The organism is Streptomyces sp. NRRL F-2664 (genome assembly GCF_000719345.1).
Taxonomy (GTDB): Bacteria; Actinomycetota; Actinomycetes; order Streptomycetales; family Streptomycetaceae; genus Streptomyces.
The window spans coordinates 86,773-112,587 of record NZ_JOFX01000021.1 but is presented as its reverse complement, the minus strand read 5'-3'; the positions used below and the strand labels follow the sequence as shown (position 1 = coordinate 112,587).

Genomic DNA, 25,815 nt, shown 5'->3' with positions numbered 1-25,815 from the left:
ACCGAGATCTACACACTGCATATCGTCGGCAGCGTCAGATGTGTATAAGAGACAGGGGTGGGAGCAGTGAAGGAGCCGGTCCGACCGGCCCGGACCGACCCGATGCCGTGACCGTGTCACCGTTCTCAGGAGCAGCAGAGATGAACACCCGCACCCGCGTTCTCACCGGTACCGCCCTCGCCGTCGCCCTGGGCGCCGGAGCCTTCGGTGCCGTGAGCGCCAGCGCGACCCCGGCCGCCACGACCGCGCAGCCCGCCGCCGTCGTGGGGAAGAAGGACGGCCCGAGCGACAAGGACTTCACCACGACGACGCACCTGACCGTCGACGCCGCCACCCGCGCCGCCCAGGCGGCGCTCCAGGCCGCAGCGGCGGAGAACCAGAAGGTGACCGTCGCGGTGGTGGACCGCAACGGCAACACCATCGTCACCCTGCGCGGCGACGGCGCCGGTCCGCAGTCCTACGAGTCGGCCCAGCGCAAGGCCTACACGGCCGTGTCCTGGAACGCCCCGACCTCGGTGCTCGCGGGCCGGCTGGCCCAGGCCCCGAACCTGAAGGACATCCCCGGCACCCTCTTCCTCGGCGGCGGCACCCCCGTCCAGGCGAACGGTGCGCCCGTCGCCGGCATCGGTGTGGCCGGGGCCCCGAGTGGCGACCTGGACGAGAAGTTCGCCAAGGCCGGCGTCGACGCGCTCGGCAAGTAAAGTGCGCGGTTTGCCCGCTTAGGATCGAGTGTGTGGACCGCCGCACCCTTCCCCGCCGGGCATTCCCCCGCCTGGCCGCCCCTGCCGTCGCCGTCCTGCTCGCCGTCACCACGGCGTGCACGGGGGGCACGGTGCAGGGGCGGCCGGGCGCGTCGGGGCTGCGCGACCCGTACTTTCCGAAGGCCGGCAACGGCGGCTACCAGGTCGAGCGCTACGCGCTGGACCTGGACTACGACCCCGCCGACGGGGTGCTGCACGGCAAGGCCGTCATCACCGCGCGCGCCGAACAGGGGCTCAGTTCCTTCAACCTCGACCTCAGCGGTCTGCGCGTGGACGCGGTGAGCGTCGACGGTGAGCGGGCCCGGTTCAACCGGACCGGCAACGAGCTGACCGTGCGCCCGGCCGACGACCTGAAGAAGGGCCGGGTCTTCCGCACGGAGGTCGCCTACAGCGGCAGGCCGAAGGCGCTCACGGACGCGGACGGCTCCCGCGAGGGCTGGATCGCGGGCGAGGGCGGCGCGGTCGGAGTCGGAGAACCGGTCGGGTCGATGACCTGGTTCCCCGGCAACCACCATCCCAGCGACAAGGCCGCCTACGACATCACCCTCACCGTCCCGCGCGGCTACGAGGCCGTCTCCAACGGGGAGTTGGCCTCCCGGACCGAGGTCGGCGCCGACGGCCGGACGCGGTTCGCGTGGCACAACCCGGAGCCGATGGCGAGCTATCTGGCCACCGCCGTCGTCGGCCCCTACAAGGTGACCACCGGGCGGACGCCCTCGGGGGTGTCCCTCTACAACGCGGTGTCGCCGCAGGAGGCGGCCGCGAGCGAGCCGTCGCTGGCACGGCAGTCGGAGATGGTCGAGTGGGGCAGCCGCCGGTTCGGCCCCTATCCCTTCGGTACGGCGGGCGCGGTCGTGCTGCCGGCCGGGACGCTCGCCTACGCGCTGGAGACGCAGACCAAGCCGGTGTACCCGGGTGCGCCCGTGGACGAGGGGCTGGTCCTGCACGAGCTGGCCCACCAGTGGTTCGGCAACTCGGTGTCGCCGAGGACCTGGAAGGACATGTGGCTGAACGAGGGCTTCGCGACCTACGCCGAGTGGCTGTGGGACGAGGACCACGGCGGGCCCACGGCGCAGCAGCACTTCGACGCGCTCCTGACCGGGGACACGGATGTCGACGAGACCGCCGACTCCGACTGGGCGGCCTTTCCTCCGGCCGATCCGCCGGGACCGGAGGACATCTCGGCGAGCCCGGTCTACCAGCGCGGTGCGATGGTCCTGCACCGGATCCGGCAGGAGGTCGGCGACGAGAAGTTCTTCGCCCTGGTGCGGGGCTGGGCCGCCGACCACCGGCACGGGAACGCCAGCACGGCCGACTTCACCGCCTACGCGCAGGCCCGGACGGGCCACGACCTCAAGCGGGTGTGGGACGTGTGGCTGTACGGCAAGGGCCGTCCCGCATAGATCCGCGGCTCCGCCGCCCTGCCCCGCGCCGTCCTGCGGGGCTACCCGGCGTCGAGGGGTTTGCGCAGGACCGTGCAGTCGCGGCCGCGTTCGCGGTCCTTGGCGCGGCGCACGGGCGAGTACCCACGGGAGCTCCAGAAGGCCGATGCCTTCGGGTTGTTGTCGAGTACGGCGACCTGCACGCCGGTGCGTCCGGCGGCGCGGAAGCGGTCCTCGACCAGGGTGGCGACGGCGCGGCCGTGGCCCTCGCGGTGCGCGGTGGCATCGATGAGCAGCAGGCCGATCCACGGGTCGTCGTCGCCCGGGGCGGCGGCCGGGACGTGGGCCAGGGTGGCGGCGAGGCCGACGAGGCGGCCGGCGCTGCGGGCGAGGAGGATCTCCGCGCCTTCGTGGGCGAGTTCGTCGGCGAGTGCGGCCGCGACCTGTTCGACGGTGATGCGGTTCGGGTCGGGGAAGTCGCCGCTGAGTTCGAAGAACGCGTGGTTGGTCGCGTAAAGGGCGGCGATCTCGGTCAGGACCGGGCCGGGGAGGGCGCCGTCCACGGGAACCAGCGGTTGGAGGATCACCTCTGAACGGTAGCGAAGCCCCCTCCCCGGACGGCCGGGAGGGGGCTTCGCCCGCGCTGGGGTCCGTCAGCGCCGGACCGGTGGGACTCAGACGTTGACGCCGAAGTCCTTGGCGATACCGGTGAGGCCGGAGGCGTAGCCCTGGCCGACCGCGCGGAACTTCCACTCCGCGCCGTTGCGGTAGAGCTCGCCGAAGACCATGGCGGTCTCGGTTGCGGCGTCCTCGGAGAGGTCGTAGCGGGCGATCTCGGCGCCGCCGGCCTGGTTCACCACGCGGATGTAGGCGTTGCGGACCTGGCCGAAGTTCTGGCTGCGGCTCTCGGCGTCGTAGATGGAGACGGGGAAGACGATCTTGTCCACGTCGGCGGGGAGGCCGGCCAGGTTGACGTTGATCGCCTCGTCGTCGCCCGCGCCCTCGCCGGTGCGGTTGTCACCGGTGTGGACGATGGTCTGGTCCGGGGTGGACTTGTTGTTGAAGAAGACGAAGTGGCCGTCGGAGACGACCTTGCCCGTCGCGTTCACGGCGATGGCCGAGGCGTCGAGGTCGAAGTCGACACCGGTCGTCGTACGGACGTCCCAGCCGAGACCGACCGTGACGGCAGCGAGGCCCGGGGCCTCCTTCGTGAGCGAGACGTTGCCGCCCTTGGACAGGCTGACAGCCATGGGAATGTCCCTTTCCTCATCCGACATGCACGTACAGGCGGTCAAACTACCGCTGACCTCTATAACGCGACGAGAGGCCGGTCGGGTTCCCGGCGTGAATTCCGCGTGACGGCAAATGCGGGTGACGCGGGCCGGGCGGCCGCGGATCATAGGGGCATGCCTGGTCCCTATGTCATCCGCGGTTCGGTCGTGCTCCCCGAGGGAGAGCTCTCCTGGCGTTTCTCGCGGTCCTCCGGGCCCGGCGGACAGCACGTGAACACCTCGGACTCGCGGGTGGAGCTCCTATTCGACCTGGGGGCGACCAAGGCGCTGCCGGAGGTGTGGAAGGAGCGGGCGCTGGAGCGTCTGGCGGGCCGGCTGGTGGGCGGGGTGGTGACCGTCCGGGCCTCCGAGCACCGCTCGCAGCTGCGCAACCGGGAGATGGCACTGGTCCGGCTGGCCTCGCTGCTGGCCGAGGCGACGGCGCCGCCGCCCAAGCAGCGCCGGCCGACGAAGATCCCGCGCGGGATCAACGAGCGGCGGCTGCGGGAGAAGAAGGCGCGGGCCGAGACCAAGCGCGGCCGCACCGGCCGGGACTGGTAGCCGACGCCCGCGGCGCGACCGCCGCGGCGGGCCGGCCCGGTCCCGGTTTCAGCCCAGGTGCCGGTAGCGGCCGCGGAAGTACGTCAGGGGTCCCGAGTCCGGGGACGGCAGGGCGGCCGTCAGCACGCGGCCGATCACCAGGGTGTGGTCGCCCGCCTCGACGCGGTTCTCCGTACGGCACTCCAGGGTGGCGAGGGCGCCGTTCAGCAGGGGCGCGCCGGAGGCCTCGCCGCGCACGTACGGCAGGTCGGCGAAGAGCAGCCGGTCGCTGATGCGGCCCTTCATGGCGAAGCGGCCGGCGATCTGCAACTGGTGGTCGGCGAGGACGGAGACCGCCCACAGCGGCTGCTCCGCCAGCAGGTCGTCCATGCGGGAGCCCTCGCGCAGGCTCACCAGGACCAGGGGCGGCTCCAGGGAGACGGACAGGAAGGCGGTCGCCGTCATGCCGACGTCCTCGCCCCGTGGGCCGCCGGGTGCCGTCGGGGCCTCGTGGGCGGTGATCAGGCACACGCCGGCGGCCAGTCGGGACATCGCGGCGCGGAACTCGTCATTGCTCACCCCCTCAGCATGGGGGCTGGCGTCGGGCTCGGCGGGTACGGGGGTCGTCTTCAGCACGCCGAAACGCTAATCTCGCCCTCCCGTACGGCACATCGGGCCCTGGTCCGAGTCGTGCCCCCGCCCCTCGGCCTAGGCCCGGGCGTATCGTTTGCTCAAGAGAAGGTGGGGGAGCGCTCCCAGTCAGAAACCCCTCCGTCCGCACCGTTATTCATCTCATGTGACTTGAGTCACAGAGGGCAAGATTTGTTGACCCTGTGTACCTGGCGCACAGCTCACTGTGATTCAGTGGACGGGACACCGCAACGAAACGCCGATGACAAACCTGGAGTTGCTGTCGAGGTCTCGGGGAGAGCGAGCAATGGAGACCGAGTCGGAGCCGTACGTCCGTCTTGCGACCCTGCGGCAGCTGCACCGGGTGGTGGCCGATCTCAACACGGCCCGGAGCCTGGCGGACACTCTGCAGACCGTCGTGGACGGCATCGTCGTGGGCCTCGGCTATGAGCTCGCCTGTGTCAACCTCGTTCGCCCGGACGGCGATCTGGTCGTCGCCGCCTTCGCCGGCGACCCCGCCGCGGAGGCTCTCATCACAGGTCGCGTGGGTTCCCGCGCCTCGTGGGAGCGCCGTCTGACGATGGGTGAGTGCTGGGACGGGCTCCGCTTCATCCCGCACACGGAGGGCTGGGTCCTCCTGGAGGACGACGTCCCCCAGTGGCACACCGACGGCCCCGATCCGCGCTTCGAGGACGAGTGGCATCCCGAGGACCGGCTCTACGCCCCCATGTATGCGTCCGGCGGGGAACTACTGGGTGTCATTTCGGTGGACAGACCCCGCAACGGCCGCCGGCCCGGCGCCTGGGGCCGTGAAGCGCTCCAGATGTACGCCTTCCAGGCGGCGATTGCGATCAGCAATGCGAGGCTCCGCGCGAACATGCAGCGCGCCCTCGTCCGCCTGGAGCGCGAGCAACAGGCCCTCCGTGCAAGTGAAGAGTCGTTCCGCCAGGCCTTCGAGTACGCGCCCAGCGGCATGGCCATCGCCGAGATGGGCGGCGACCAGCACGGCCGGCTGCTGCGCACCAACGACGCCCTGTGCCGGCTGCTCGGCCGCCCCGCCTCCGTCCTGCGCCGCTACTCCTTCTCCGACCTGGTCCACCCCGAGGACATCGGCACCCTGCTGCGCACCTCCGCCGAGGGCGGCCGCGCCGAGCTGCGCCTGGGCCGCCGGGACGGCACGTACGTATGGGTCTCGCTGCGCAACTCCGTCGTCGCCGACGCCGCCGACGGGCCGCGCTTCCTGCTGACGCACGTCGAGGACATCGAGGAGCGCAAGCGGCACGAGCTCCAGCTCGCGCACCGGGCCAGCCACGACTCGCTGACCGGCCTGCCCAACAGCGCCGAGCTGCGGGCCCGGCTCGGGGCGCGGCTGTGCCGCAGGCCGCAGTCGGCGCGGGCCAGCGCGATCGAGGCGCTGGACGCGGCCTTCGAGGGCCGGGAGGCGCACGGCGGACAGGGGGGACAGGTCGGGCGCGACGGGTTCGAGGTGCGGGCGGAGGCGGGGGGCGGTGCCGGCGAACACGGCTTCCAGCCCGACGGACCCGACCGGTACGGTGCGGTCGATCCCTTCGACTTCCCCGGGGCGCCGACGGCCGCGACGGACGGGCCGTACGACCACCACGTGCACACGGTGGCGCCCGCCACGGACGTCGACGACGGGACGAAGGGGCTCGCGGTGCTCTTCTGCGACCTCGACGGCTTCAAGTCGATCAACGACCGGTTCGGTCACCACACGGGCGACGCGGTCCTGATCGAGGTCGCCCGGCGGCTGACGACGGGCGTCAGGGACGGTGACACCGTCGCCCGGCTGGGTGGTGACGAATTCGTCGTCCTGGCCGACGGCCTCGGCGCCGCGGACGCCGCGGACCTCGCGGTCCGGCTGCGCAACGCGATCATCCCGCCGATCCGCGTGGACGGCCGCGCGGTGCGGGTGGGCGCCAGTTTCGGCATCGGCTGGGCCAGCTGCGGCATGTCCGCGGACGAGGTGCTGCGCTCCGCCGACCAGCGGATGTACATCGAGAAGAGGTCCCGTTCCAAGGCGCACCGCCGAGCGGGCTGAGGCGGTCCGTCGCCCGTGTGGGCACCTGTTCGGGGTAGGCTCCCGGGGGTCGAAAGGAGTGACCTGCGATGACGACGCCCGCGAACAACGGCCCGCACGGTGGGGCGAACAAGCCCGAGGACGATGATCCGTTCGGCTATCTCTACGCGGACGGCCAGTCTGCCGGAGCCACCCCGCCCACGTCGGGCGGCGGATACGGCTATCCCGGCGGCGCGGCCGGCGGTCACCCCGGTGCACAGCCCGGTGTCCCCCGTACCTCGCACCACCAGGTGCGGACGGTCGGCGAGCGCAGGAACGGCGGCGGCCAGCGCGGCCCCGTCCCCCAGCAGAGCCCCGGCTACCAGGCCCAGTACCAGGCGCCCGAGGCGCTGCAGGCGGGCGGGTACGGCGTTCCGCAGCAGCCGCAGGCCGGGCAGACCCAGACGATCTCGCACGCCGGCGGCCACGGAGCGGGCGGTGGCCGCAGGGTGGGCGGCGGTGCCTCCAGCCGGCGCGGGCTGCTGATCGCGGCTGTCGCGGTGGTCGGCGCGGTCGTGATCGGCATCGGCGCGGCCCTCGCCTTCGGCGACCGGGACAAGCCGGAGGACAAGGGCCAGGACACGGCGAACGGCGGCCAGCAGTCGGCGGCCCCGCCCAACCCGGCGAGCCCCACTCCGAGCGCGAAGCCCTCGCAGGCGCCGCTGCCCAAGGCGGACTTCGGCGGCAGCGGCATGTCCCTCACGGGCGGCGCGAACCTGCAGAACACGCTGCCGGGGGCGAAGAGCGAGAACGGCCAGTACGTGACCGGCCTGAACGCCGTCGGTGCGGCCGCCACCTGGTCGGTGGACGTCCCCAAGGCGGGCAAGTACAAGCTGAAGATGACCTACGGGGTGCCGGGCAAGGACGCCAGCACCACGCTCACCGTCAACGGTGAGGCGCAGACCCGGCCGGTCAACATGGCGAACTTCTCCAAGGCCGCCCCGGGCGACTGGGCCAAGGGGTGGACCAACACCTACTCGCTCGTCGACCTCAAGCAGGGCGCCAACACGATCAGGATCTCGTGCGAGGCGGGCAACCAGTGCGACGTCGTCCTCGACCAGCTCTGGCTGGAACAGGGCTGACCCGTGCCGCGCCCTAGGCCGGCGTGACCTTCACCGACCCCCGTACCTCCTCGTAGGTGCGGGGGTCGAACTCGCCCGCCACCGGGGACAGGACCGTGGCCGCCGAGAGGGCGACCGCGCGGGTCAGGCGGTCCGGCCAGTCCAGGTCCTCCGCCAGGGCCGACAGCAGGCCGGCGACGGCGGAATCGCCGGCTCCGGTGGGGTTGCCGGACAGCGGGCGCGGCGGGGCCGCCTGCCAGGTGCCCGCGGCGGTGGCGGCCAGCAGGCCGCCCGGCCCCAGCGAGGTGACCACCGCGTGCGCTCCGCGGCGGCGGGCGTCGCGGGTGGCGGGGAGCGGGTCGCGGGAGCCGGTGAGTTCGGCCAGCTCGGCGGCGTTCGGCTTGATGATCTCGGGACGGGCCGCGACCCCGCGCCGCAGGGCCTCGCCGCTGGTGTCCAGGAGCACGGGGACCCCGGCCGCGCGGGCCACCCGTACGAGCACCGCGTACGCGCCCACGGGCACGCCGGGCGGGAGGCTGCCGCACAGGGCCACCGCCCGGGCCCCGGCCGCCAGTTCCTCGTAGTGGGTGAGGAACCGCGCCCACTCGGCCGGCGTGATCGGCGGACCCGGCTCGTTGAACTGCGTGGTGTCGCCGGAGGCTTCGTCGACCACGGCCAGGGTGCGGCGCGAGGTGCCCGTGCAGGGCACCAGCGCGTCCACCACCCCGGGCGACGCCGCCAGCATGGCGCGGACGACGGCGCCGACCGGGCCGCCGGCGAAGCCCGTCGCGGTCACCTTGTGGCCGAGGGCGGCCAGGACGCGGGCGACGTTGAGGCCCTTGCCGCCGGGCCGCTCGGTGACGGCGGTGACCCGGTGCGAGGCGTGCGGAAGCAGCCGCGGCACGCGGTACGTGACGTCGAGCGCGGTGTTGAGCGTCACGGTCAGGATCATGGGCACCCCCGGGTCTGTTGCTGCCGGGATCATGCCAAACGCGGGGCGGTCGGCCCAGCCCTACGGGCCGACCACCTGTGCGCGACCAGCCGGTCGGCCGTCGGCACGGCCTGGGGAGCGGCGGCCGGAGGCGGTTCTCAGGCGTCCGGCCGGACGACCCATTCGCCGCGCCGCATGACGCCCCGGACGTCGAAGGCGGCGTCCAGGACGACGAGGTCCGCGTACTTGCCGGGCTCCAGCGAGCCGATCTCGTCGTACAGGCCGAGCAGGGCGGCCGGGTTGGCGGAGATCGCCTGGACCACGGACTCCACGGGCAGCTTGTCGAGGGTCACCGAGCGCTTGAAGGCGGTGTCCAGGGTGAGGGTCGAGCCGGCGATGGAGCCGCCCTCGACGAGGCGCGCCACCCCGCCCTTGACCTCGACCTCCAGCGGACCGAGGTGGTAGGTCCCGTCGCCGAAGCCGGCCGCGTCCATGGCGTCGGTGATCAGCGCCACCCGGTGCGCACCGGCGTGGTGGAAGGCCAGTTCGAGGGCGGCGGGATGCAGGTGGGTGCCGTCGTTGATGAGCTCGACGGTGATCCGCTCGTCCTCCAGGAGGGCGGCGATCGGGCCGGGTTCGCGATGCGCGAGGGCCGGCATTGCGTTGAAGAGGTGGGTGGCGACGGTCGCGCCCGCGTCGATGGCGGCGCGTGTCTGCTCGTAGCTGGCGTCGGTGTGGCCGATCGCGGCGACGACCCCGTGCTCGGCCAGCAGCCGTACGGAGTCCAGGCCGCCCGGCAGTTCGGTGGCCAGGGTGACCATGCGGGCGGCGCCGTGCGCGGCGTCGATGAGCTTGCGGACCTCGGCCGGGTCGGGATCGCGGAGCAGGTCCTCCTTGTGGGCGCCCTTGCGGCAGGGGTTGATGAACGGCCCCTCGAAGTGGATGCCGGCGATCTCGCCCGCCTGCGTCAGCTCGGCCAGCAGCCCGGCCCGCCGGGCCAGTTCGTCCAGGTCCCCGGTGACGGTGGAGGCGACCAGGGTGGTGGTGCCGTGCGCGCGGTGGGTGCGCACGCCCCGCAGGACGTCCTCGGCGGTGCCGGAGGTGAAGGAGGCGCCGCCGCCGCCGTGGTTGTGCATGTCCACGAAGCCGGGGACGATCCAGTGCCCGGTCAGGTCGACGGTCTGCGCGCCCTCGCCCGCGCTGCCGGCGATGCGGTCGCCCTCGACGATGACCCGGCCGCCCGCCACGGTCCCGGTGGGCAGCACCACCCTGGCGCCGGAGAGAACAGTGCTGTGTGCGCTTCCGGACATCAGGCCGGTACCTCCGTGGCGAGTAGGTCCCAGGCGAGCAGCCCTGCGCCCAGGCAGCCGGCGGTGTCCCCGAGGGCCGCCGGAACGATGTGGGGGAGCCGCTGGAACGTCACGCGCTCCTCCACGGCCTTCCGTAGTGGTGTGAACAAGGTTTCCCCCGCCTCGGCGAGCCCGCCACCGATGATCAGCGTGCGCGGGTCCAGCAGGGTGATGGCGGTGACCAGCCCGTCGGCGAGGGCTGCGACGGCGGCCAGCCACACCTCGCGGGCGCGCGCGTCGCCGGACTCGACGGCCTTGGCGCAGTGGGCGGCGTCGGCCGCCGGGTCGCCGGAGGCGGCCGCCCAGGCGCGGCTGACGGCGGCGGCCGAGGCGAGGGTCTCCAGACAGCCGCGCTGCCCGCAGCCGCAGTCGGGGCCGCCGGGGCGGACCACGATGTGCCCGATCTCGCCCGCGTACCCGTGGGCTCCGGCCTCGATGCGGCCGGCGATGCCGATGGCGCCGGCGATGCCGGTGCCGAGCGGCACGAAGAGGAAGCGGTCGGCGCCCCGGCCGGCGCCGATGCGGCCCTCGGCGAGCCCGCCCGTGCGCACGTCGTGGCCGAGGGCCACCGGGATCCCGCCGAGGCGTGCGGCGAGCAGCGCGCGCAGCGGTACGTCGCGCCAGCCGAGGTTCGCCGCGTAGACGGCGGTCCCGCGGTCGGCGTCGACGATGCCCGGGACGGCGACCCCGGCGGCCGAGGCGGCCCGCCCGAAGCGTTCCCGGCCGGTGGCGAGGAGCTCGGCGGCGAAGTCCTGGATCGTCTCGACGACGGCGTCGGGGCCCCGCTCGCGGCCGGTGGCGCGGCGCGCTTCGTGCAGCAGGGTGCCGTCGGCGGCGACCAGGGCGGCTTTCATCCCGGTGCCGCCCACATCGAGGGCGATGACGTGTTTCACGGGTTTCACAGAGACAGTCTCGCGTGCTTCACGGGGAAAGGTCTAGTCCATTGAGGGGGATTGTTGAGTGGCCATACAAATCGGGCGCCCCCAGGGGGAGCCGGATGTGGACGAGCCGCCAAAGTGGTGTAGACCTTACGTGGATCGTACGTACAACTAGGGGTGGATCGATACCTGTGAAGGGCCGTTACCTGAGCCTGGCCGCGTCGGGCGCCGCGCTGTGCCTGACCGCTGTGACGCTGACGGGCTGCGGAGCCGTCGACGGACTCACCGGAGACAACGAGGTGACCCTGCGGGTCGTGGCGGCCGACTACGGGGACAATCCGCAGAACTCCTCGGCGGCCTACTGGAAGGAGATCGCCGACGGCTTCCAGAAGGACCACCCCGGCGTCAAGGTCGACGTCGACGTCTACTCCTGGTCCGAGGTCGACGCCAAGGTCGCCGAGATGGTCAAGGCCGGCAAGGCCCCCGACATCGCCCAGATCGGCGCCTACGCCGACTACGCCGCCGCCGACAAGCTGTACTCCGCGGCCGAGCTGCTCTCCGTGAAGACCGAGGCCGACTTCCTCGCCCCGCTGGCGGACGCCGGGAAGGTCAAGCAGGTCCAGTACGGCATGCCCTTCGTCTCCAGCACCCGGCTGCTCTTCTACAACGAGAAGCTCCTCGCCGACGCGGGTGTGATCGCCAAGGACGCCAAGGGCTGGCAGCCCAAGAGCTGGGCGGACCTGGAGGCCGCGGCGAAGAAGCTCAAGGGCGCGGGCGTGCCCACCCCCTTCGCGCTGCCGCTGGGCCGCGAGGAGGCCCAGGCCGAGACGATGATGTGGATGCTCGCCGGCGGTGGCGGCTACACCGACAACGAAGAGGGCTACTCCATCGACTCCGCCGACAACGTCAAGTCGCTGGAGTTCCTGCGCGACAAGCTGGTCGGCCAAGGACTGACCGGCCCCGTCGAGCCGGGCAAGCTCGACCGCCAGGCCGCCTTCGAGGCCTTCACCAAGGGCGAGGTCGGCATGCTCAACGGCCACCCCACGCTGATGAAGCAGGCCGAGGCCAAGGGCGTGAAGTTCGGCATGGTCGCGCTGCCGACCTCCGACGGCTCCCCGCAGCCGGCGATGGGCGTCGCCGACTGGATCATGGCGTTCAAGAACGGCCACCGCGCCGAGTCCGGCAAGTTCCTCGACTACCTGTACCAGCCGAAGAACGTGACGGCCTTCACCGACAAGTACGACCTGCTGCCCGCCACCACCACCGGCTACCAGGCCAAGCAGGCCGCCACCAGCGGCCCGGCGGTCCAGCTGAAGCCCTTCCTGGCCGCCCTGCCCGGCTCCCGCCTGTACCCCGTCGGCAAGAAGTCGTGGGCGGGCGTCAGCGAGGACATCAAGCAGAACATCGGCAAGACCGTCCAGCCCGGCGGCCAGCCCGCCAAGGTGCTGGAGGACATCGCCGAGGCGGCGCGCGCGGCGGAACCGCGCTGACCCGGCGCCGCCGTCTGTCGTACGGCGGCGTTAATGTGGCGGTATGACGGACGAGGGGCAGCTGACGGCCGCGGAGGCCGCGGTGCTCGCGTACGAGGCGCGCACCTGGCCCGGGCCCGGAGCCAAGGAGCGGGCCATACGGGAAGGACTGGGGATGACCCCCGTCCGCTACTACCAGCTGCTCAACGCGCTGATGGACGATCCACGGGCCCTGGCCCACGCCCCGGGCACGGTCAACCGGTTGCGCCGGATCCGCGAGGCCCAGCGAGCCCGGCGGTAGCCGTAGCCGTCGCCCCGCCGGGCCGTTAGGGTCGTGCGTATGGGGAGCCATCCGTACGATCTGCCGTCGCCCGTCACCGCAGCCGGGCGCGAGGGACTCGAAGCCCTGCTCCGCGCACCACGCCGGTCCGTGGTGGCCCTGGACTTCGACGGGACCCTCGCCGACATCGTCCCGGACCCGGACCAGGCGCGGGCACATCCCGACGCCGTGCCCGCGCTCTCGGTGCTCGCCCCCGAGGTGGACGCGGTGGCCGTGGTCACCGGGCGGCCCGCCGGCGTCGCCGTGCGCCACGGGGGTTTCGCCGGGGTGCCCGGACTGGAGCATCTCGTCGTCCTCGGCCACTACGGAGCCGAACGCTGGGACGCGGTGACCGGCCTCGTCCAGGCCCCCGCCGAGCACCCCGGGGTGGCGGCGGTACGGGCCGAACTGCCCGGGTTCCTGGACTCCATCGGGGCCTGGCGGGGCACCTGGATCGAGGAGAAGGGCCGAGCCCTCGCCGTCCACACCCGGCGCGCCGAGGACCCCGTGGCGGCCTTCGCGGCGCTGCGCGAACCCCTGACCGACCTGGCCGCCCGGCACGGGCTCATGGTCGAGCCGGGGCGGGCCGTGCTGGAGCTGAGGCCGCCGGGCATGGACAAGGGCGTCGCCCTGACCGAGTTCCTGACGGAGCGGGACGCCGAGACCGTGCTCTACGCCGGGGACGACCTGGGCGACCTCGCCGCGTACTCGGCCGTCGAGAAGCGGAGGGCCGAGGGGCTGCCGGGGCTGCTGGTGTGCAGCGGCTCGGCGGAGGTACCCGAGCTCGCCGCCCGCGCCGACCTGGTCCTCCCCGGACCGGGCTCCGTGGCCGCCTTCCTGGCCGCCCTGGCCGCAACCCTGCGGGGTTGAACCCCCGAGCTGCGGTGGCGCGCCGCCGCTGCGGGTGCGCTGCCGCCGAGCCCCCGCTCCTCGAACGCCGGAGGGGCTGAAACGACCCGGGGGGGGGCGCGGGTCCGGGGCGGAGCCCCGGCAGCGGCGCCCGGTCTGATCCGTCAGGTCTGCAGGGCGTCGAGCTGGGCCTCGAACCAGGCGGCCGGGGGAAGGGTCGTGGCGGCCGCCGCCAGGCGCTTGGTGCGCTCCGCCCGCTCGGCGTCCGGCATGGCCAGCGCCGCGTGCAGCGCCTCGGCCGTCGCCGACACGTCGTACGGGTTCACCGTCAGCGCGTCCTGGCGGAGCTCCTCGTACGCCCCGGCCCCCGTCGACAGCACCACCGCGCAGCCCGCCTCCGACACCACCGGGATCTCCTTGGCGACCAGGTTCATCCCGTCCCGCACCGGGTTCACCAGCGCCACGTCGGCCATCCGGTAGATCGCCAGCGACCGCGAGAAGTCGTCCTTCACGGACACCAGGACCGGCTGCCAGTCCCCCGTGCCGAACTCCGCGTTGATCTCCGCCGCCAGTTCCGAGACGTCCGCCGTGTAGTCCCGGTACACCTTCAGGTCCTGCCGCGACGGGTACGCCGAGGCCAGGTGCACCACCCGGCCGCGCCACTCGGGGTGGAGCCGCAGCAGCTCCCGGTAGGCCAGCAGGCCCCGCAGGATGTTCTTCGACAGCTCCGTCCGGTCCACCCGGGCGATCGTCCTGCGGTCCCCGACCTCCGCCCGCAGCCCGGCCAGCTTCTCGTCCACCTCCGGCCGGTGCGCCAGCGCCCGCAGTTCTTCGGCGTCCACGCCCAGCGGGTACACGGCCACGCGCCGCTCGTCACCCCCGCGCGCGGCGTCCTCGAAGGCGTCGGCCCAGGCCCGCGTGTGGAAGCCCACCACGTCGGCCCCGAGCATCCCGCGCACCAGCTGCTCCCGGACGTCCGCCGGGAGCATCTCCAGGAACTCGCGCGACGCCCACGGCGTGTGGGTGAAGTGCGCGATCCGCAGGTCCGGCCGCAGCTCCCGCAACTGCCCCGGCACCAGGGCCAGGTGGTAGTCCTGCACCAGCACCCGGGCTCCCTGCGCCGCCTCCTCGGCGAGAGCACGCGCGAAGGCCTCGTTGTAGGCGGTGTAGGAGTCCCACCGGCGGCGGAACTCCGCGTCGAAGACCGGCTCGCGGGGGACGTCGTACAGGTGGTGGTGGGTGAACCACAGCACCGAGTTCGCGATGCCGTTGTACGCGTTGTCGTACATCGTGGGATCGATGTCCAGCATCCGGACACCCGGTTCGGAGACGCCCCGGCGGACCGCCTCCCGGTCCGCTTCCGACAGTGCCGCGCAGATCCACAGCGCCCCCGGCTGCTCCGCGAGGGCGGCCGACAGCCCGGAGACGAGACCGCCCCCGCCGCGCCGGGCACTGAGGGTGCCGTCGTCGGAGAGGGCGTAGGAGAGCGGGCCGCGGTTCGCGGCGACGAGTACCTGAGAAGCCATGCGCCGAACCTAGCCCGGCGGGCGCTCGCTCAAACGTATGGACACGTCGTGCGACGTGGCCGGACACGTCATGCGACGTGGCGCCGGCCGTACTCCTGCACGCCCAGCATCGGCGGCCGTTCCTCGGTGTCCACCGCGTACGTCCGCGGTACGAAGCCCTCCGGCCCCCGCTCGAACTGGGTCAGCTCCGGCCGGACGAGGTGCCCGCGCGAGAGCCGCACCTGCGCCGTCCGGTAGATCGCCGCGGCCATCCGGCCCAGGGCCTGGCCGCCCTGGTGGCGGTGCAGCCGCACGCCCACGTCCACCTGGGCCAGCGCGTCCAGTCCCACGGTGTGCAGCGCGTCGACGAGCAGGCCCAGCTCGACGCCGTAGCCGACGGGGAACGGCAGCCGCTCCAGCAGGGAGCGCCGTACGGCGTACTCGCCGCCCAGCGGCTGCACGAAGCCGGCCAGCTGCGGCCAGTGCAGGTTCAGCAGCGGGCGGGCGACCAGCTCGGTGACCCGGCCGCCCTGGCCGGGGGCGTCCCCCAGCGGGCGGTCGTACATGGCCTTGACGAACTGGACCTCGGGGTCGGTCAGGAGCGGGCCGACGATGCCGGAGACGAAGGCGGCGGAGAAGTCCCGCAGGTCGGCGTCGACGAAGCAGACCACGTCCCCGCCGGTGACCAGCAGGGAGCGCCACAGCACCTCCCCCTTGCCGGGCACGGCCGGGATCCTCGGCAGGATCTCGTCGCGGTGCACCACGCGGGCGCCCGCCTTCGCCGCGACCTCGGCGGTCCGGTCGGCCGACCCGGAGTCGATCACGACCAGCTCGTCCACCAGGGGGACGGGCAGTCCCTCGATCAGCTCACGCCGGATCACCTCGACGATCGCGCCGACGGTGGCCTCCTCGTCCAGCGCCGGCAGCACCACGCTGACCGTGGTCCCGGCCGCCCGTTTGAGGTCGAGCAGCTGGTCGAGCGGTCGGTCGGCGGCGGACCAGGAGCGGTCGGCCAGCCATCGCTCCACCTCTTCCAGCACCCTCAGCACTCCCTGCATGTCGGCGTTATGGGCCTTTATGTGATCCATCTCGCGGTTCGGACGGCTGTCTCAACCGCCCGGCCCTTCGGTTACAGTCTTGAACAACGCGAAGGACCACCGCATGCCGGGGTCCCCCGCGTACAAACGCACCGGCGCGCCACAGAGCGCGTGTGCCGGTGCCATACCGCTCATCCAGAGGGGCAGAGGGACACGGCCCGTTGAAGCCCCGGCAACCCTCCAGTCGGTTCTCGCGATCGCGCAGCAGCGCTCGTCGACGAGGTCCCCGGCTAGGGAAGGTGCCAATTCCGTCTCATGGCGAAATGCGCCATGGGGAAGATGAGGAGAAAGGGCCTCGCCATCATGGCTGCACAGACTGTCGCCACCTCTGTCGATCTCGGACCTGCCAACGCTCTTTCCTGTCGTGAGTGCGGTACCCGCTTCGAGCTCGGTCCCCTCTTCGCCTGCGCCGAGTGCTTCGGACCGCTGGAGGTCGCCTACGAGCTCCCGGCCGGCGACCCCGAGGCCCTGCGCGCGGCGATCGAGGCCGGCCCGGCCAACATCTGGCGTTACGCGCCGCTGCTGCCCGTCCCCGCCGACGTGGCGTCCAAGCCGAGCCTCAACCCGGGCTTCACCAAGCTCGTCGACGCCGCGAACCTGGCCAAGGAGCTGGGCGTCACCGGCAAGCTGTACGTCAAGGACGACTCCGGCAACCCGACGCACTCCTTCAAGGACCGCGTCGTGGCCATCGCCGTCGAGGCCGCCCGCGCCTTCGGCTTCACCACCCTGTCCTGCTCCTCCACCGGCAACCTGGCCGGCGCCGTCGGCGCCGCCGCCGCCCGGGCCGGCTTCCGCTCCTGCGTGTTCATCCCGCACGACCTGGAGCAGGGCAAGGTCGTCATGGCCGGTGTGTACGGCGGCGACCTGGTCGGCATCGAGGGAAACTACGACGACGTCAACCGCTTCTGCTCCGAGCTCATCGGAGACCCGCTGGGCGAGGGCTGGGGCTTCGTCAACGTCAACCTGCGCCCGTACTACGGCGAGGGCTCCAAGACGCTGGCGTACGAGATCTGCGAGCAGCTCGGCTGGCAGCTGCCCGACCAGCTCGTCATCCCGATCGCGTCCGGCTCCCAGCTGACGAAGATCGACAAGGGCCTGCAGGAGCTGATCGGACTCGGCCTCGTCGAGGACAAGCCGTACAAGATCTTCGGTGCCCAGGCCGAGGGCTGCTCCCCGGTCTCGACGGCCTTCAAGGCCGGTCACGACGTGGTCCGCCCCCAGAAGCCCAACACCATCGCCAAGTCCCTCGCGATCGGCAACCCGGCGGACGGCCCGTACGTCCTGGACATCGCGCGCCGCACCGGGGGCTACGTCGAGGACGTGACGGACGAGCAGGTCGTCGAGGCCATCAAGATCCTCGCGCAGACCGAGGGGATCTTCGCCGAGACCGCGGGCGGCGTGACCGTCGGCGTGACGAAGAAGCTCATCGAGAACGGGCAGCTCGACCCGACCCTGACCACCGTCGTCCTCAACACCGGCGACGGCCTGAAGACCCTGGAGGCGGTCGCCGCGGACAGCGGCCAGACCGCCACCATCCGCCCCAGCCTGGACGCGTTCCGCGCCGCCGGCCTGGCCTGACCCCTCCCTCCGCACTACCGGAAAGGCAGTAGCGCCATGAGCGTCAACGTCCGCATCCCCACCATCCTGCGCACCTACACCGGCGGACAGGCCGAGGTCCCGGCGGAGGGCGCGACCCTCGCCGAGGTCATCGAGTCCCTGGAGAAGAACCACCCGGGCATCGCCGCGCGCGTCCTGGACGACCAGGGCAAGCTCCGCCGTTTCGTGAACGTCTACGTCAACGACGACGACGTGCGCTTCGAGGGCGGGCTGCAGGCGGTGACGCCGGACGGCGCCGGCGTCTCGATCATTCCGGCCGTCGCGGGCGGCTGCTGATCCGGGCAGAGCCCGGCCGAGAAACCGAAATTGCCCCCTCCGCTAAAAGTGGAGGGGGTAATTCTGCTTGATTGGGCACGGTAGAGTTGGGGAAGTCCCCTCCGCTGGACTTGCCCGCTGCATATGAACGGGTCGCGTGAGGGTCGACATCGGGCCAATGTGCGGGCGCGGTATGGGGCTTTGGCGAGATATGTCGGGCCCGAGTTGCCCTGGAACATGCCAAATTTTCACTCTATTTCAATGTTTCTCGGTGTCCAGATTTCTCGTCGGATTGACCTGTTGCAGACAGCACTCGCGCAGATACATTCAGCCTCGGTCGAAGCGTTCCGACGCAAGTTCTGACCCGGGAACGCGAAGTGCGTTCCCGCGCAAGGGCCAGTAATAGGGGAGTTAGGCATGGCTCAGGGCACCGTCAAGTGGTTCAACGCGGAGAAGGGCTACGGCTTCATCGCGGTCGACGGTGGTGCGGATGTGTTCGTCCACTACAGCGCCATCCAGATGGACGGGTACCGCACCCTTGAAGAGGGTCAGCGGGTCGAGTTCGAGATCTCGCAGGGCCAGAAGGGTCCGCAGGCGGACATGGTCAAGCTCGCGCTCGGCTAGTCCCGGAGCCTCGACCACCGACGCTCGGTCTTCCGTCGAAGACCCGGAAGACCTACGAGGGGCCCACATCCCGCCACGGGATGTGGGCCCCTCGCGTGTCGCCCGCGCCTGCGCCGAAGCCGCCTGCGGCCACCCGTCACCCGACCGCCGCACCTCACCGGCGCTTCCTCGAAGCCGCTTGCACTCTCGGGGGTCGAGTGCTAATCATTGGCGTTAGCACTCTACGAGTGAGAGTGCTACTGAACGAGGACCGGGTCGGTGAGGCCCGCAGGGTCCGGTGGGAAGGAACCGCCGGGCACGCAGGCCGTCCGTCGCGGGCGCGGGCGCGGTCCTGGGAGCAATCCACCGCTGTCCGGGAGGACCACTTCAGATGGCCAAGATCATTGCGTTCGACGAGGAGGCCCGGCGCGGCCTTGAGCGTGGGATGAACCAGCTCGCCGACGCCGTCAAGGTCACCCTTGGCCCCAAGGGTCGCAACGTCGTCCTTGAGAAGAAGTGGGGCGCCCCCACGATCACCAACGATGGTGTCTCCATCGCCAAGGAGATCGAGCTCGAGGACCCGTACGAGAAGATCGGCGCCGAGCTGGTCAAGGAAGTCGCCAAGAAGACGGACGACGTCGCCGGCGACGGTACGACCACCGCCACCGTGCTCGCCCAGGCGCTCGTCCGCGAGGGCCTGCGCAACGTGGCCGCCGGCGCCAACCCGATGGCCCTCAAGCGTGGTATCGAGAAGGCCGTCGAGGCCGTCTCCGCCGCCCTGCTCGCCCAGGCCAAGGATGTCGAGACCAAGGAGCAGATCGCTTCCACGGCCTCCATCTCCGCCGCCGACACCCAGATCGGCGAGCTCATCGCCGAGGCCATGGACAAGGTCGGCAAGGAAGGCGTCATCACCGTCGAGGAGTCCCAGACCTTCGGTCTGGAGCTGGAGCTCACCGAGGGTATGCGCTTCGACAAGGGCTACATCTCGGCGTACTTCGCCACCGACATGGAGCGTATGGAGTCGGCCCTCGACGACCCGTACATCCTGATCGTCAACTCCAAGATCGGCTCGGTCAAGGACCTGCTGCCGCTCCTGGAGAAGGTCATGCAGTCCGGCAAGCCGCTGCTGATCATCGCCGAGGACGTCGAGGGCGAGGCCCTGTCGACCCTGGTCGTCAACAAGATCCGCGGCACCTTCAAGTCCGTCGCCGTCAAGGCCCCGGGCTTCGGCGACCGCCGCAAGGCCATGCTCGGTGACATCGCCATCCTCACGGGCGGCACGGTCATCTCCGAGGAGGTCGGCCTCAAGCTCGAGAACGCGGGCCTGGACCTGCTGGGCCGCGCCCGCAAGGTCGTCATCACCAAGGACGAGACCACCATCGTCGACGGTGCCGGCGACAGCGACCAGGTCGCCGGTCGCGTGAACCAGATCCGTGCCGAGATCGAGAACTCCGACTCGGACTACGACCGCGAGAAGCTCCAGGAGCGCCTCGCGAAGCTGGCCGGCGGCGTGGCCGTCATCAAGGCCGGTGCCGCGACCGAGGTCGAGCTCAAGGAGCGCAAGCACCGCATCGAGGACGCCGTCCGCAACGCGAAGGCGGCCGTCGAGGAGGGCATCGTCGCCGGTGGTGGCGTGGCCCTGCTGCAGGCCTCCGCGGTCTTCGAGAAGCTGGAGCTCGACGGTGACGAGGCGACCGGCGCCAACGCCGTGAAGCTCGCGCTGGAGGCCCCGCTGAAGCAGATCGCCGTCAACGGTGGTCTCGAGGGCGGCGTCGTCGTCGAGAAGGTGCGCAACCTCCCGATCGGCCACGGCCTGAACGCCGCGTCCGGCGAGTACGTCGACATGATCGCCGAGGGCATCATCGACCCGGCGAAGGTCACGCGCTCCGCGCTGCAGAACGCCGCGTCGATCGCCGCGCTGTTCCTGACCACCGAGGCCGTCATCGCCGACAAGCCGGAGAAGGCCGCGGCCGCTCCGGGCGGCATGCCGGGCGGTGACATGGACTTCTGATCGACCCCGGTCGATCGGCTGTTCTCGAACGAGGGCGGCACCCCCACGGGGGTGCCGCCCTCGGGCGTTCCCCGGGGCCCGCACGGCCGGAAGGCCGCGTCGAGCGCCGGGTCGGGCGGGCCGTGGCGCCGCCGCACCCTCCCGGACGGGAAAAACGCTGGCCGGGGCGGGTGGGGGCGTGTGACCGTACGGCCATGGGGAACTCCGTCGCTCATCCCGTACTGCGTACCGCCGATCCCGCCGAGGCCCATGAAACGGCGCGCCATCTGTGCCGGCTCCTGGCCACCCGGTACGAGCAGGTGTACGTGGGGGCCGAGCTGCGAACGGTCGCGGACGTGCGGCGGATGGCCGGGCTGCTCCCGGACGCGCTGTACGACTACGCGGAGAACCGCACCGACCCGGCGACCGGCGCAACCCTCTACTTCGGCATGGACGTGCGGACGGCCCCCGACACGGAGCTGGCGGGGGAGATGCCGCTCTGGTTCTGCCAGGAGGAGCTGCCGGAAGGGGTCGGCGAGGAGGACTTCGTGCGCGCCGTGGGCGCCGGGCCGGCCTCGGTGCGGTGGGAGGGCTGCTGGCCCGACGAACCGGAGTGGGGCTCGTACCCCTCGCCCGCCTGCGACGGTGTTCAGCTGGTGCTCAACAGCGAGGTGTGCGAATGGCCCGGGGAGACGGCCGGGGTCCACACGGTCTACGTCCACGTGACCACGTTCGGTGACCTCGGGCGGGCCGAGCGGCTTGCCGCCGCGGTCGGCGGGGCCGTGCTCGGCGGGCCGGAACAGGGCTGACGTGGGGAGTTCGCGGGCGTATCCCGTGTTTCGGACGGACGACCTCCGGGAGGCGTACCGGAGGGCGCGGCTGCTGTGCGGGAGGATGAGGCCGCTGGAGCCGGAGCTGTGGCTGTGCGCGCGGACCGAGACCGTCGCCGAGGCCCGGGGAATGGCGGCGCTGCTGCCGGCGGGCATGTTCGATCCGTCGGACTACTGGGCGTCCGCGGACACCTGGTACCTGGGGGCCGAACTGCCCGGCGACGACCGGGAGCTCGCGGCGGCGCTGCCGCTGACCGTCGACGCGTACGCCGCCCCCGGCCCGGTGGAGCAGGCGTTCCTGCGGGCGCTGCACGGCGGGGCCGCCACGCTCCTGTGGCGCGGGGCCTGGCCGGACGTACCCGGCATACCGTCCGCGTCGGCCGATCCGTCGAACCAGCGGGTGGAGCTCGGTCTCAACGAGGCCCGCCCCGACGGGCGGCACACCGTCTATGTGCACTTCGCCGAGGCCGACGAGGTGGGCGCGGCGTACCTCGCCGCCGCCGTCGGCGGGTCGGTGCTGGGTCCCGTCCAGGTCGGCCGCTGACCCCGTCCGGTCGGCATAGGCTGGATCCATGGCTGACCTCTTCGTCAAGATCTGCGGGCTCAGTACCGCGCCGGACGTCGACGCCGCGGTGGCGGCCGGGGCGGACGCCGTCGGGTTCGTGTTCGCGCCCGGCAGCCCCCGTACGGTCGACGCGGCGACCGCGCGGGAGCTGGCGGCGCGGGTGCCGGAGACGGTGCTGACCGTCGGGGTGTTCCGCGGACAGACCGTCGAGGAGGTGCGCCGCTTCACCGAGGAGAGCGGCGTACGGGGCGTGCAGCTGCACGGCGAGGAGGGACCGGGCGACTTCGCGGCGCTGCGCGCCGAGGGCCGCACCCTGCTGCGGGCCACGGCCGGGCGCGTGCAGCGGTGCGGCGAGTACGGCGAGGACCTGCTGCTGCTCGACGCCCCCGACCCGGGATCCGGCAAGCCGTGGAACTGGGGATCGGCGGACTTCACCGCGCCCGAGGGCCGCTGGCTGCTGGCCGGCGGGCTGGACCGTGGCAACGTGCGCGAGGCGATCGCGGCGACCGGAGCCTGGGGGGTGGACGTGTCCAGCGGTGTCGAGCGGGAGCGGGGGGTCAAGTCACCCGACCTGATCCGCGCCTTCGTCGAGGCGGCGCGCGACACCCCCCGGGGAGTGCGCATGTGAGGGAGCGGGCGGGGCACCAGCGTGGTGAGGACGGTCCGTCGTTCAGGAGGTGGCAGCGGTGCGCCCCACACAGGTGTTGGACTCCTTTCCCGCCAGTGACCCCTACGGCAGTTGGCCCGCGGAGGAGTACGCGGCCAGGTGCCGCGAACGGGGCCAGCGGGCGACCGTCGTGATGGACCTCGACCGGGATGCCTTCCTCGTCGTCGCCCTCGAAGGGGACGCCTCGCAGGGGTAGCGCGTCAGGGGGCCGCCCGCCAGACGGTCAGGTCCGCCCGGATCCAGCTCGGGTCCTTCGACAGGCCCGGTGCCGACTTGATCCCGATGACGAACAGCGCGATGTCACCCGAGGGGTGCCGGACGCAGACCTCGCTGCCGGCTGCCATGACGTGCAGCGTCAGGTCGTGTTGCCGGGCGTGGCGCAGTTGCTCGCGGCACGCGTCGAGGCTGCCGGTGCCGGCTTTCTGCGGCATGGAGAAGACGCTGTCGTCGCTCTCCATCCGGCAGCCGCTGGCCATGCCGCACCGCATGCGGATGTCCCCGCTGCGGTCGCCGTCCTCGTGCTGGACCGGCTCTTTCAGACTGATCGAGTTCTTCTCGTTCAGTTCCACCCCGGGGTGCGGCACGGGCCTGGGCGGCTGCGACACGCTCGCTGCCGGAGCGGGCGCGGGGCTGCCGCCGGCGGACGGCGTCGGGCCGGACGACCGGTTCGCGGTCGCTTCCCTGCCGGCCGCCCGGTCGGTTCCGTCCATGAGCTTCCAGCCCAGACCCCCCAAAGCCAGGGCGCCGGTCACGGCCGCCACGGCGGCGACGCGCACCGTGCGCCGCCGCTTGCGGCCCGCCGGCCGCGGACCCGCCGCCACCGCCCGCCCGTCCGGCGTCGCTTCCGCGGTCCGAGCGGCGTGAGCCGCCGGTACGGCCGGGGTCGACCGGCCGGTCTGCGGGGCCGCCGGCCGCTTCCCGGCCTCCCCCGCGAGCGCCGTCACCCGTCCCGCGTCCGGGGCCGGTGCCTCCTCGGCCGTGCCCACGACGTCCCGCCAGACGGCGGGCCCGCCGCCGGCGGCTGCCTCCTCGCCCAGGTAGGCGCGGCACCACGCGAGGATCTCGGCCGGGGTGGCCCGTTCCTCCGGGGCGGTGGCCAGGCACAACTCGAAAAGCGGGCGCAGCGGTTCGGGCAGTTGGGTCAGGTCCGGTGCGGAGTGCACGATCCGGAACAGCACCGTCAGGGACGGCCCGTCCCCGTACAGCGGCCTGCCCAGCGCGGCGTACGCCGCCGTCTGGCCCAGCGCGAAGACGTCGGTCGCCGGGCTGGTCTCGCCCGCCAACCCCTGCTCGGGGGCCATGTACTGGGGCGTGCCGATGGTGCCGCCCGTGCCCGTGCCCGTGGCCGTGAGTCCGGAGGCCTGGGAGATGCCGAAGTCGATGACCCGTGGCCCGTCGGCGGCCAGCAGGACGTTCGACGGCTTCAGGTCCCGGTGCACGATGCCCGCGGCGTGGACGGCGGCGAGGGCCTCGGCCACGCCTGCCACCAGCCACACCACCGCGGCGTCGGGGAGCGGTCCGCGCCGGCGGACGGCCTCCGACAGCGAGGGCCCGGGCACGTACACGGTCGCCAGCCAGGGCGGCGTCGCCTCCGCGTCGGCGTCGATCAGCTCGGCGGTGTACGCCCCCCGGACGCGCCGCGCGGCCTCCACCTCCCGGCGGAACCGCCGCCGGAAGGTCGGGTCCTCGGCCAGCTCGGGGTGCACCACCTTCAGCGCGACGGGACGGCCGCCCCCGGTGTGCGACAGGTAGACCCGGCCCATGCCCCCCGACCCGAGCCGGGCGGCGAGCCGGTAGCCGCCCACACTCTGCGGATCGTCGGCCCGCAGCGGTCGGAATGCCTCGGTCGCACTGTGCATCGGTCTCCCCCCGATCCCCCCGGACCAACCGATGAGCTGATCCACGCAACCCTAAGTGCTGTACGCCGCGAAAGCCTCCCGGTTGCCGGGCTGCCGGTGCACCACGGCGTCCATGCGCCACCAGGGGCGTCGCAGGAGGCCATCCGAGCTGCGAAAACGCAACTTCGACAGGGCCGGTGGCGGCAGCTACGGTCACCGGGTCCTCGGCGAGCGCCTGCGGCGTGAGCCACCGGCCCGGGTCCCTCGGGGACCCCCACCAAGGAGAGACGCATGCCCCTCGCGCTCCACACCTTCGGTGTCCTGAAGTCACCCCTCGCCGATCCCGCCCCCGCCGTACGGGAGTTCTACGACCTGGGCGAAACCGTGTACCGGACGATCGGTCAGCACCCCGGGTTCCTCGCCCGGGCGGAACCGGCCGGCGCAGAGCGGGGCGAGCTCTTCGGGGCGGACTGGGGCCCGTGGGGAGAGTTCGCCGTACCCACGTGGTACGACAAAGGCCGTACGGCCGAGACCACCGCCCTGGCCGCGACCCTCTCCCTCTGGACCGGCCTGCGCCCCGCCTTCGACGCCGTTCACACCGGCCTGCACCGGACGGCTTTGAACCGGCGTCACGACTGGTTCGAGCGGACGAGGCACCCCACGCACGTGATGTGGTGGGTGTCCGACGGCGTGACACCCACCTGGCAGGACGGGGTGGCCAGGCTGGAACACCTCCACGTCCACGGCTCCGCGCCGCACGCCTTCACCTTCCACCGCCCGTACGCCCCGGACGGCACGCCGAGCAGGGCGGCGCGGGCCGGTCAGTCCGCCGTGCCGAAGGAGGACACGCCGCCGTCCTCGTGAATGGACTCCACGCCGGGCATGACGCGCAGGGCCTTGACCTGGCCGGGGGTGAGCCGGGCGGAGAAGCCGTGCAGGGCGGTGCCGAAGACGTAGTCGGGGGAGGCCCCGACCATCATGGCGACCCGCGCCGGATCGGCGTCCTCGTGCACGGTGACGATGTAGGGGGCGTCGTGGGCGTCGGCCGCACGGGAGACGGGCGCGGCGACGGCGGCGGTGGCCGCGGCCACGGGCAGGGCGGTGACGACGGCCAGTGCGGCGACGGCGGCGGCGACGGGCAGGGCTCGGCCGGCCCGGTTCAGGAGGATGCGCATGGGGGGAGGCCATCACGCACGGCAGTGCGGGTCAACGACGTCCGGGGGTGTGGCGGGGGCACGGGCGACGCACCCGCCGCGCGCCCCCCTGATGTGGCGGCGGCCCGTACGGGTGATTCCGCGGGGCCGCCACCGCCAGTACGGGCGGCCCGACAC

At 72.5% G+C, this 25,815-nt stretch carries 27 protein-coding genes and 1 riboswitch; of the genes, 17 read left to right on the top strand and 10 right to left on the bottom strand.

All coding sequences use genetic code 11. The features are described 5' to 3' along the window. Positions 1-140: 140 nt before the first annotated feature. Together IF89_RS0119840 and IF89_RS0119835 are read left to right on the top strand one after the other, a co-directional pair. Positions 141-701: a GlcG/HbpS family heme-binding protein gene (locus IF89_RS0119840; protein ID WP_030769557.1), complete on the top strand. Its 561-nt coding sequence runs from the start codon at positions 141-143 to the stop codon at positions 699-701. Positions 702-733: 32 nt separating this feature from the next. After that, positions 734-2,164 (top strand): M1 family metallopeptidase, encoded by a 1,431-nt coding sequence (locus IF89_RS0119835; RefSeq protein WP_043194145.1) that lies wholly within the window; start codon positions 734-736, stop codon positions 2,162-2,164. Positions 2,165-2,205: 41 nt separating this feature from the next. On the opposite strand, the gene IF89_RS0119830 is transcribed toward IF89_RS0119835, so the two are convergent. Continuing rightward, on the bottom strand, positions 2,206-2,730 hold the full coding sequence (locus tag IF89_RS0119830) for a GNAT family N-acetyltransferase (protein WP_030769555.1): 525 nt from the start codon (positions 2,728-2,730) through the stop codon (positions 2,206-2,208). An 87-nt stretch (positions 2,731-2,817) separates the two neighbouring features. Then, positions 2,818-3,393, bottom strand: a complete 576-nt coding sequence (locus tag IF89_RS0119825) for a TerD family protein (RefSeq protein ID WP_030769551.1) — start codon at positions 3,391-3,393, stop codon at positions 2,818-2,820. Positions 3,394-3,549: 156 nt separating this feature from the next. Here IF89_RS0119825 and arfB point away from each other — a divergent pair, with 156 nt between their 5' ends. Then, entirely contained in the window at positions 3,550-3,975 is a 426-nt protein-coding gene (arfB, locus tag IF89_RS0119820; RefSeq protein ID WP_030769549.1) for an alternative ribosome rescue aminoacyl-tRNA hydrolase ArfB, read from the top strand. 48 nt (positions 3,976-4,023) lie between these two features. Here arfB and IF89_RS0119815 read toward each other — a convergent pair whose 3' ends face one another. Continuing rightward, a complete protein-coding gene (locus IF89_RS0119815) occupies positions 4,024-4,590 on the bottom strand; it encodes a flavin reductase family protein (protein ID WP_030769544.1) in 567 nt (188 codons plus the stop codon). A 301-nt stretch (positions 4,591-4,891) separates the two neighbouring features. On the opposite strand from IF89_RS0119815, the gene cdgB reads away from it, so the two are divergent. Beyond that, complete coding sequence (gene cdgB / locus IF89_RS0119810) at positions 4,892-6,643, top strand: diguanylate cyclase CdgB (protein WP_030769541.1); 1,752 nt, start codon at positions 4,892-4,894, stop codon at positions 6,641-6,643. A 68-nt stretch (positions 6,644-6,711) separates the two neighbouring features. Next, positions 6,712-7,743, top strand: a complete 1,032-nt coding sequence (locus IF89_RS0119805) for a CBM35 domain-containing protein (RefSeq protein ID WP_030769538.1) — start codon at positions 6,712-6,714, stop codon at positions 7,741-7,743. 13 nt (positions 7,744-7,756) lie between these two features. Here the strand turns inward: IF89_RS0119805 and IF89_RS0119800 are convergent, their stop codons facing one another. The 3 genes from IF89_RS0119800 to IF89_RS0119790 all read right to left on the bottom strand — a co-directional run bounded on the left by IF89_RS0119800 (position 7,757) and on the right by IF89_RS0119790 (position 10,895). Further along, the gene (locus tag IF89_RS0119800; protein WP_030769535.1) at positions 7,757-8,674 is read right to left on the bottom strand and encodes a 1-phosphofructokinase family hexose kinase; all 918 of its coding nucleotides are present in this window, start codon (positions 8,672-8,674) and stop codon (positions 7,757-7,759) included. A gap of 137 nt (positions 8,675-8,811) precedes the next feature. Continuing rightward, positions 8,812-9,963, bottom strand: coding sequence for an N-acetylglucosamine-6-phosphate deacetylase (gene nagA / locus IF89_RS0119795; RefSeq protein WP_030769532.1), 1,152 nt, complete (start codon positions 9,961-9,963; stop codon positions 8,812-8,814). After that, positions 9,963-10,895, bottom strand: coding sequence for an ROK family protein (locus IF89_RS0119790; RefSeq protein ID WP_030769529.1), 933 nt, complete (start codon positions 10,893-10,895; stop codon positions 9,963-9,965). The genes nagA and IF89_RS0119790 overlap by 1 nt, the downstream gene beginning before the upstream one ends. Positions 10,896-11,071: 176 nt before the next feature. Between IF89_RS0119790 and IF89_RS0119785 the strand changes: the two genes are divergently transcribed. Genes IF89_RS0119785 through otsB form a run of 3 tightly spaced genes read left to right on the top strand, consistent with a single transcriptional unit; the run spans position 11,072 to position 13,538 of the window. Continuing rightward, a complete protein-coding gene (locus tag IF89_RS0119785; protein WP_030769527.1) occupies positions 11,072-12,370 on the top strand; it encodes an extracellular solute-binding protein in 1,299 nt (432 codons plus the stop codon). 43 nt (positions 12,371-12,413) lie between these two features. Then, positions 12,414-12,650, top strand: a complete 237-nt coding sequence (locus IF89_RS0119780; RefSeq protein ID WP_030769524.1) for a DUF3263 domain-containing protein — start codon at positions 12,414-12,416, stop codon at positions 12,648-12,650. Between the two features lie 39 nt (positions 12,651-12,689). Then, positions 12,690-13,538: a trehalose-phosphatase gene (gene otsB, locus IF89_RS0119775; protein WP_030769522.1), complete on the top strand. Its 849-nt coding sequence runs from the start codon at positions 12,690-12,692 to the stop codon at positions 13,536-13,538. A gap of 143 nt (positions 13,539-13,681) precedes the next feature. Here otsB and IF89_RS0119770 read toward each other — a convergent pair whose 3' ends face one another. Beyond that, positions 13,682-15,043: an alpha,alpha-trehalose-phosphate synthase (UDP-forming) gene (locus IF89_RS0119770; protein WP_030769520.1), complete on the bottom strand. Its 1,362-nt coding sequence runs from the start codon at positions 15,041-15,043 to the stop codon at positions 13,682-13,684. Between the two features lie 68 nt (positions 15,044-15,111). After that, positions 15,112-16,062, bottom strand: coding sequence for a glucosyl-3-phosphoglycerate synthase (locus IF89_RS0119765; RefSeq protein ID WP_030769517.1), 951 nt, complete (start codon positions 16,060-16,062; stop codon positions 15,112-15,114). 185 nt (positions 16,063-16,247) lie between these two features. Continuing rightward, positions 16,248-16,405, top strand: a riboswitch (SAM riboswitch). Between the two features lie 17 nt (positions 16,406-16,422). On the opposite strand from IF89_RS0119765, the gene thrC reads away from it, so the two are divergent. The 8 genes from thrC to IF89_RS42200 all read left to right on the top strand — a co-directional run bounded on the left by thrC (position 16,423) and on the right by IF89_RS42200 (position 22,842). After that, positions 16,423-17,697, top strand: a complete 1,275-nt coding sequence (gene thrC / locus IF89_RS0119760) for a threonine synthase (protein ID WP_030769514.1) — start codon at positions 16,423-16,425, stop codon at positions 17,695-17,697. Positions 17,698-17,733: 36 nt separating this feature from the next. Further along, positions 17,734-18,012 (top strand): MoaD/ThiS family protein, encoded by a 279-nt coding sequence (locus IF89_RS0119755; RefSeq protein ID WP_030769511.1) that lies wholly within the window; start codon positions 17,734-17,736, stop codon positions 18,010-18,012. A gap of 396 nt (positions 18,013-18,408) precedes the next feature. Then, on the top strand, positions 18,409-18,615 hold the full coding sequence (locus IF89_RS0119750) for a cold-shock protein (RefSeq protein ID WP_030009783.1): 207 nt from the start codon (positions 18,409-18,411) through the stop codon (positions 18,613-18,615). Positions 18,616-18,985: 370 nt separating this feature from the next. Continuing rightward, positions 18,986-20,605, top strand: coding sequence for a chaperonin GroEL (gene groL / locus IF89_RS0119745; protein ID WP_030769508.1), 1,620 nt, complete (start codon positions 18,986-18,988; stop codon positions 20,603-20,605). Positions 20,606-20,799: 194 nt separating this feature from the next. Continuing rightward, positions 20,800-21,393 carry a hypothetical protein gene (locus IF89_RS0119740; RefSeq protein ID WP_030769505.1) on the top strand — a complete coding sequence of 198 codons (594 nt, stop codon included), beginning with the start codon at positions 20,800-20,802 and terminating at the stop codon, positions 21,391-21,393. 85 nt (positions 21,394-21,478) lie between these two features. After that, entirely contained in the window at positions 21,479-21,958 is a 480-nt protein-coding gene (locus IF89_RS40865) for a hypothetical protein (RefSeq protein WP_051807294.1), read from the top strand. 28 nt (positions 21,959-21,986) lie between these two features. Beyond that, positions 21,987-22,607, top strand: a complete 621-nt coding sequence (locus tag IF89_RS0119730; RefSeq protein ID WP_030769499.1) for a phosphoribosylanthranilate isomerase — start codon at positions 21,987-21,989, stop codon at positions 22,605-22,607. A 58-nt stretch (positions 22,608-22,665) separates the two neighbouring features. Next, on the top strand, positions 22,666-22,842 hold the full coding sequence (locus IF89_RS42200) for a hypothetical protein (RefSeq protein WP_234327814.1): 177 nt from the start codon (positions 22,666-22,668) through the stop codon (positions 22,840-22,842). Positions 22,843-22,846: 4 nt separating this feature from the next. Here the strand turns inward: IF89_RS42200 and IF89_RS0119720 are convergent, their stop codons facing one another. Beyond that, complete coding sequence (locus tag IF89_RS0119720; protein WP_030769493.1) at positions 22,847-24,505, bottom strand: serine/threonine-protein kinase; 1,659 nt, start codon at positions 24,503-24,505, stop codon at positions 22,847-22,849. A gap of 270 nt (positions 24,506-24,775) precedes the next feature. Here IF89_RS0119720 and IF89_RS0119715 point away from each other — a divergent pair, with 270 nt between their 5' ends. Next, positions 24,776-25,348: a DUF3291 domain-containing protein gene (locus IF89_RS0119715; RefSeq protein WP_030769491.1), complete on the top strand. Its 573-nt coding sequence runs from the start codon at positions 24,776-24,778 to the stop codon at positions 25,346-25,348. Here IF89_RS0119715 and IF89_RS0119710 read toward each other — a convergent pair. Beyond that, on the bottom strand, positions 25,306-25,659 hold the full coding sequence (locus IF89_RS0119710; RefSeq protein ID WP_030769489.1) for a protease inhibitor I9 family protein: 354 nt from the start codon (positions 25,657-25,659) through the stop codon (positions 25,306-25,308). The genes IF89_RS0119715 and IF89_RS0119710 overlap by 43 nt on opposite strands. Positions 25,660-25,815: the final 156 nt, after the last annotated feature.